The organism is Micromonospora sp., from assembly GCF_048594385.1.
Taxonomy (GTDB): Bacteria; Actinomycetota; Actinomycetes; order Mycobacteriales; family Micromonosporaceae; genus Micromonospora; species Micromonospora wenchangensis.
This window is the reverse complement of record NZ_JBMDWU010000130.1, coordinates 1-6,418: the sequence shown is the minus strand read 5'-3', so window position 1 is coordinate 6,418 and position 6,418 is coordinate 1. Positions and strand designations below refer to the sequence as shown.

The 6,418-nt window shown below is 75.9% G+C and carries 7 protein-coding genes and 1 pseudogene; 6 read left to right on the top strand and 2 right to left on the bottom strand.

The features are described from left to right. The first annotated feature begins 73 nt into the window (after window positions 1–73). Together ACOJTC_RS06380 and ACOJTC_RS06375 are read left to right on the top strand one after the other, a co-directional pair. Window positions 74–682 (top strand): STAS domain-containing protein, encoded by a 609-nt coding sequence (locus tag ACOJTC_RS06380; protein WP_204923023.1) that lies wholly within the window; start codon window positions 74–76, stop codon window positions 680–682. Then, complete coding sequence (locus ACOJTC_RS06375) at window positions 676–963, top strand: BON domain-containing protein (RefSeq protein WP_204923024.1); 288 nt, start codon at window positions 676–678, stop codon at window positions 961–963. Before ACOJTC_RS06380 ends, ACOJTC_RS06375 begins: the two co-directional genes overlap by 7 nt. A gap of 34 nt (window positions 964–997) precedes the next feature. Here ACOJTC_RS06375 and ACOJTC_RS06370 read toward each other — a convergent pair whose 3' ends face one another. Next, complete coding sequence (locus ACOJTC_RS06370) at window positions 998–2,797, bottom strand: sulfatase-like hydrolase/transferase (protein ID WP_420116144.1); 1,800 nt, start codon at window positions 2,795–2,797, stop codon at window positions 998–1,000. A 56-nt stretch (window positions 2,798–2,853) separates the two neighbouring features. After that, window positions 2,854–3,693, bottom strand: a complete 840-nt coding sequence (locus tag ACOJTC_RS06365) for a CDP-alcohol phosphatidyltransferase family protein (protein WP_204923025.1) — start codon at window positions 3,691–3,693, stop codon at window positions 2,854–2,856. A 95-nt stretch (window positions 3,694–3,788) separates the two neighbouring features. On the opposite strand from ACOJTC_RS06365, the gene ACOJTC_RS06360 reads away from it, so the two are divergent. The 4 genes and pseudogenes from ACOJTC_RS06360 to ACOJTC_RS06345 all read left to right on the top strand — a co-directional run. Further along, window positions 3,789–4,784, top strand: a complete 996-nt coding sequence (locus ACOJTC_RS06360) for a zinc-dependent alcohol dehydrogenase (protein WP_357929918.1) — start codon at window positions 3,789–3,791, stop codon at window positions 4,782–4,784. Then, entirely contained in the window at window positions 4,772–5,170 is a 399-nt protein-coding gene (locus ACOJTC_RS06355; RefSeq protein ID WP_420116143.1) for a 6-pyruvoyl trahydropterin synthase family protein, read from the top strand. The genes ACOJTC_RS06360 and ACOJTC_RS06355 overlap by 13 nt, the downstream gene beginning before the upstream one ends. Window positions 5,171–5,173: 3 nt before the next feature. Continuing rightward, the gene (locus ACOJTC_RS06350; protein ID WP_420116142.1) at window positions 5,174–6,208 is read left to right on the top strand and encodes a glycosyltransferase family 4 protein; all 1,035 of its coding nucleotides are present in this window, start codon (window positions 5,174–5,176) and stop codon (window positions 6,206–6,208) included. Further along, window positions 6,205–6,418 (top strand): annotated as a pseudogene (locus ACOJTC_RS06345) (hypothetical protein); the annotation flags it as partial. The gene ACOJTC_RS06350 and the pseudogene ACOJTC_RS06345, both read left to right, overlap by 4 nt.

The following is a 6,418-nucleotide window of genomic DNA, read 5'->3' as shown; positions in this document are numbered from 1 at the left end:
GCGGCGGGCCCCCCCCCGGGCCCCGCCCCCCCCACCACCGGACCGCCACGGCCGTCCTCGAGGAGGAGATCCGATGACCGTCGTACCGGACGAACCGCTGATGACGCTGATCTGTGACAGCTGCGGTGCGGTGGCGAGTGGCCCGGCCTGCGTCCTGCCCGACGCCGAGGTGGTCTGGACGTTCGTCGCCGAGCAGGGCTGGACCGGTTCGCCGTTCGCCACCGGGCCGCACCGCTGCCCCCGCTGCGAACTGGCCCCCGAACCGGCCCCGGCACCCACCCGCGCCCCGCGCCACGCCGACCCGCTCGGCGTGCTGGGCGTCGAGCACCTCGACGAGGTCGCGGTCGTCACCGCCGCCGGTGACCTGGACCTCGCCACCGGCGACGTCCTGCACGGCGCGCTGGCGGAGGCCGTCGGGGCCGACCGGCACGTGGTGGTGGACCTGGCCCGGGTGCACCTGATCGACTCCACCGCGCTCGGGGAGCTGGTCCGGGCCCGGCAGGACGCCCGGCAGCGTGACCGGCAACTCAGCCTCGCCGGGCCGTCCCGGTTCGTCCGCACCGTGCTGCACACCATGCGACTGGACCGGGTGTTCCCGGTCTTCGACACCCGCCGGGCGGCGGTGGACTGGTCCCGGTCCCCCGCGACCGCACCGCCCCGGGAGAGGAGCACGGCATGGTGATGCCGTGGCCGCTGCCCGACGACAGCTGGTTCCGTCCCGAGCCCGACCCGCCCGGCCCGCCCGGGGAGGACGTCCGGCTGGCCGCCGAGGTGGCGTACCGGATCGTCGGCGGGGTCGGCCTGCGGGCCCGGCGGATCACCGTCACCGTGCAGAACCGGGTGGCGATCCTCGGCGGGATCGCCCCCGACGTCGACGCCCGGCAGCTCGCCGGCCAGGTCGCCTGGCAGGTGCCCGGCGTGGTCGACGTGTGCAACGCGGTGCGGTTGGCCGCGAAACGCTGACCGTCCGGCGTCACCGGACGGTCAGCGCGGGACCTCAGCGCGGCGCGGCGACGTGGGCGGGCGGCTGCGGGCCGAACGCGGCGAGGAACCGGTCGCGGAACGTGTCCATCGGCCACACCGGGGCGTCCGGCCCGGGACGCAGCCCCTCCTGCCAGCCCCAGCCGGACACCCGGGCCAGCACCGCCGGATCCCGGGCGAGCACGGTGATCGGCACGTCCCGGCTCGCGTTCGGGCCGGTGACCAGCGGGGACGGCTGGTGGTCACCGAGGAAGACCAGCACCGTGTCGTCGTCGCCGTACGTCTCGACGTAGGAGATCAGGCTGTTCAGCGAGTACTCGATGGCCCGCCGGTAGCCGGTGCGCACCTCGGTGGTGCTGCGCCCCACCACGTCCTTCGGGTTGAACGCCACCGACGTCGGCCGGCGGTAGATCGAGCCGTCCCCGACGTGCTCCCAGTCGAGCATCCGGGGGATCGCCCCCCACGGGGAGTGGCTGGAGATCAGCGGGATCTGCGCCATGATCGGGGCGTGGCCGGGGGTCCGCTCCCGGCGCTGGAAGGTCGCCAGGGTGTACTGGTCGGGCATCGGGGCGTAGCTGAACTGCGGGCCCCGGTAGTCCAGCCCCGCCGCGTCGTGGTAGCGGTCGTAGCCGAAGAACGCCCCCTCCGGCCAGGGTGAGGTGGCCGCCGGCATCACCCCGACGGTCTGCCAACCGGCCCGCTGGAACGCCTTGTTGAGGGTCAGCCGGTCGCTGGCCAGCAGGCTGTCGTGCCGCTGCTGGTTGTCGATCCACAGCCCGGACAGCAGCGTGTCGTGGGCCAGCCAGCTCCCCCCGCCGAAGGTGGGCGAGGTGAGGAATCCGCTACGGGCGGTGAACCCGGCTTTGGCCAGCCGTTTCGTTCCCCCGTCGAGCACCGGCCCGACCCCACCGGCGAACTCCGGGTCCTCGACGGCGTCCCGGCCGTAGCTCTCCACGAAGGCCAGCACCACGTCCTTGCCGCGCAGCGCGGTGAGCAGCTGGTCGCCCGGGGTGTCCCGGTAGGCGTCCCGGGCCACCTGGTCGGCGAACTCCCGGCGGTCCCGCAGGCCCGCACCGGCCTGACCGACGTGCTGCCCGACCAGGATCGCGGTGCCGGAGTCGGCGACCGGCACCCCGAGCGTCGCGGCGGCCACCCAGACGGCGGTCAGGCCGGCCACCACCCGTACGGCGGTGCGACGGTGCCCGGTCGTCAGCCGGGTCAGCCGCAGCACCGACCGGGTGGTGAGCACCAGCAGGGCCGCCACCAGGGCGACCAGGGCGACGACGGCGGCGACCGCACCGCCGGTGCCCACCGAGTCGGTGACGAAGGCGTAGCCGTCGTCCAGCAGCACCCAGTCGAGGACCAGGTCGAACGGGCGGGCGAAGCTGGCCGACATGCCCAGGTCGAGCACCTTGACGACGGCCACCAGCCCCAGCGCCACCCCGACCGCCACCGCGACCGGTCGCCGGGCCCGGCCGGGCAGCGCCAGCAGCAGGGCGGCGGCGACCAGCGCCTCGACCGGCACCCGCAGGAACGCCATCGGGGTGAGCTGGTCGAACCGGCCCGGCGCGGTCAGCACCGCCACGACCAGCAGCCCGGCCAGCACGGTGGTCACCCGCCCGGCGACCGTACGCCACCGTCCCCGGCCCGCCCCGTCCGGCGGTGTCGGACCGGCGGCGACGTCCGGCCCGTCGACCCCGTCGGCGGGCCCGGCGGGCGCGTCGACTCCGGCGGACGCGTCGACCCCGGACGGCCCGGCGTCCCCGGTGGGCTCGGCTGCCGTGCTCGGGCGACGCAGGCGTGACAACAACGACACTCCGGATGGTCCTTCCTGGGGAGGGCCCCGGCGCACGGCCGGGTCGGCGGGCCGGCTCAGACCGGCTGGTGGGCGACGAACGACCGGTCGGTGACGGCGTCGACCCGGGGCCGCACCGATGGTACGGACGGCAGCGCCACGACCGACGGCACCAGCGCGACCGGGACCGGCGTGGCGGACGTCGGGGCGACCGCCGGGGTGGGCCGGGTCGACCGGTGCCACCACAGCCAGCCGACGTCGTGGCCGAACGACTCGACAAGCAGCGCCAACGACACCGCGGCCAGCACGGCGGTCACCGGCCGGGCCAGCACGTCGGCGGCGACGACGAGCAGCAGCACCCCCTGGGTGGCGGCGACCACCTTGCGCCAGAAGCGCGGCGGCAGGGTCCCCCGCATCCAGGGCAGCAGCCAGCCGGCGACGACGAAGGCGTACCGCAGGCCACCGATGGCGAGCACCCACGGCCCCACCACCGGCGCCACCTGGACGCTGAGCACCAGGATGAGGAACGCGTCGACCTCCATGTCGAAGCGTGCGCCGAGCGCGCTGGCCGTACCGGTGCGTCGGGCCACCCAGCCGTCCACCGCGTCCAGGGCCAACGCCACCGCCGTCATCGGCACCAGCACCGAAAGCGGGGTCGGGCCGGAGAATCCGGTGACGACCAGGGCGGTCACCCCGCCGACCAGCACCCCCCGGGCGAGCGTCACCCGGTCGGCCGGCCCGAGCCGGTCGACGCCCCGACGGCGTAGGCCACGCTGCAACGCGACGCAGGTGACCACGCCGTACCCGAGACCGGCCAGCCAGCCGGCGACGTCGAGCCCGACGGTCGCGGCCAGCCCGGCCAGCAGGACGGTCTGTGCGGTCAGGCCGAGCACCGGACCGGTTCGAACCCTGGACACCCTGCCTCCGTGTTTATGATCGACGACCTCGGCAGTGGGTACGCAGGACGCGGCCGTTTCGTTCGGTTCCGCCGGCAGAAGAGGAGAAAACCCGCGTGATCCACGATGCCCGGGCCTTCTGGCTCCGCTCCCCCGGCGTCGGTGAGCTGCGGCCGGTGACCCTGCCCACGCCCGGCCCCGACGAGGTGCTGGTCCGCAGCCTCTACTCCGGGGTGAGCCGCGGCACCGAGACGCTGGTGTTCACCGGCAGTGTGCCACCGGGCCAGTACACGGCGATGCGCGCCCCGTTCCAGGAGGGCGACTTCCCCGCCCCGGTCAAGTACGGCTACCTCAGCGTGGGGGTGGTCGAGGCCGGGCCGGCGGCGCTGCGCGGACGGACGGTGTTCTGCCTGCACCCGCACCAGAGCGCGTACGTGGTGCCGGCCTCGGCGGTGACCCCGGTGCCGGACGACGTGCCGGCGGCCCGCGCGGTGCTCGCCGGCACGGTGGAGACGGCGGTCAACGCGCTGTGGGACGCCGCGCCGCTGGTCGGTGACCGGGTCAGCGTGGTCGGCGGCGGGATGGTGGGGTGCAGCGTGGCGGCCCTGCTGGCCCGCTTCCCCGGGGTGCGGGTGGAGCTGGTCGACGCCGATCCGGCGCGGGCGGCGGTCGCCGCGGCGCTGGGGGTCGACTTCGCCCTGCCTGCGGCGGCGACCGGGGGCCGGGACCTGGTGGTGCACGCCAGCGCCACCGCCGCCGGGTTGCAGCGCAGCCTGGACCTGCTCGCCCCGGAGGGCACCGTGGTCGAGTTGAGCTGGTACGGCGACCGGCCGGTGGAGCTGTCGCTGGGCGGGGCGTTCCACGCCGGCCGGTTGACGATCCGCAGCAGCCAGGTCGGCACGGTCTCCCCGGCGCGGGCGTCCCGGCGGGACTTCGCCGACCGGCTGACGCTCGCCCTGGAGCTGCTCGCCGACCCGGTGTTCGACGCGCTGCTGACCGGGCGGTCCCGCTTCGCGGAGCTGCCCGCCGTGCTCGCCCGGCTGGCCTCGGGGGACCTGCCCGCGCTGTGCCATCTGATCAGCTACGACGAGGAGACACCGTGTTCAGCGTGACCGTACGGGACCACATCATGATCGCCCACAGCTTCCGGGGGGAGGTGTTCGGGCCGGCGCAGAAGCTGCACGGGGCGACCTTCGTCGTGGACGCCACCTTCCGCCGCGCCGAGCTGGACGACGACGGCATCGTGGTGGACATCGGCCGGGCGACCGACGAGCTGAAGGCGGTGCTGGCCGACCTGACGTACCGCAACCTCGACGACGAGCCGGCGTTCGCCGGGCAGAACACCACCACCGAGGTGCTGTGCCGGACCATCGCCGACCGGCTCGCCGACCGGGTGCACGCCGGTGGGTTGGGCGCGGGCGCCCGGGAACTGGCCGGGATCACGGTCACCCTGCACGAGTCACACATCGCCTGGGCCAGCTACGAGCGGTCGTTGTAGCCCGTGCGGGCGGTGCACGTCGTCCTGCCCGGCGACATCGACGACCCGGCCACCCCCAGCGGCGGCAACGCGTACGACAGGCGGGTCTGCGCCGGGCTCGGGGCGGCCGGCTGGACGGTGCACGAGCACGGCGTACCCGGAAAGTGGCCGCACCCCGACGAGGCGGCGCGGGCGCGGCTGGCCGGGGTGCTGGCGGCCCTGCCGGACGGGGTGCCGGTGCTCTACGACGGGCTGGTCGCCTCGACCGTGCCGGAGCTGCTGGCGGCGCAGGCCGGCCGGCTGCGCCAGGTGGTGCTGGTGCACATGCCGCTCGGCGACGACGCCGAGGCGCGTGCCCTGCCGCTGGCCGACGCGCTCGTCACCACCAGCGGCTGGACCCGGGAGCTGCTGCTGGCCCGGCACCGGATCGACCCGGCCCGGGTGACGGTGGGCACCCCGGGGGTCGACCCGGCCGACGTCGCCCCCGGCACGGCCGCCGGCACCGCGCTGCTGTGCGTCGCGGCGGTCACCCCGGTCAAGGGGCACGACGTGCTGGTCGACGCGTTGACCGGGCTGGTCGACAGGCCATGGACGCTGGACTGCGTGGGCGCGCTGGACCGTGACCCGGCCTTCGTGGCCGGGCTGCGGCAGCGGGCGGACCGGGACGGGCTGGCCGGGCGGGTGCGCTGGCACGGACCGGTCACCGGGCCGGCGCTGGACGCGGCGTACGCGGGGGCGGATCTGCTGGTCCTGCCGTCGCGGGCCGAGACCTACGGGATGGTGGTGGTCGAGGCCCTGGCCCGGGGGATCCCGGTGCTGGGCAGCACGGTCGGCGGGGTGCCGCAGGCGCTGGGCCGGGCCGGCGACGGTGCCGCGCCCGGGGTGCTGGTGCCGCCGGACGACCCGGTGGCGCTGGCCGGGGCGTTGCGCCGCTGGCTGCACTCGGCCGACCTGCGGGACCGGCTGCGCCGCGCGGCCCGGGGCCGGCGGGCCGACCTGCCCGGCTGGCCGGCCACCGTGACGATCATCTCCCAGGTGCTGGACGGAGTGAGGACATGACCGCGTACGCCACCGAACCGTTCGCCGCCTGGCTGCGGCTGCGGGAACCCGCCGACGCCGACGCCCGCAGCGGGGAGCTGGTCGACCTGCTCCGCGCCCGGCTCACCGGCACCGGACCGGCCGCCGGTGCCGGTGCGCCGGGCCTGTCGCCGGCCGGTGAGGGCGGGCCCGGGATGCTGGTGGCCGGCGTCGGATCGGTCACGTCGCTGC

Bases quoted from the DNA above. Each gene is read 5' to 3' on its own strand.
- ACOJTC_RS06380 (WP_204923023.1), top strand. From the start codon at position 74: ATGACCGTCGTACCGGACGAACCGCTGATGACGCTGATCTGTGACAGC.
- ACOJTC_RS06375 (WP_204923024.1), top strand. From the start codon at position 676: ATGGTGATGCCGTGGCCGCTGCCCGACGACAGCTGGTTCCGTCCCGAG.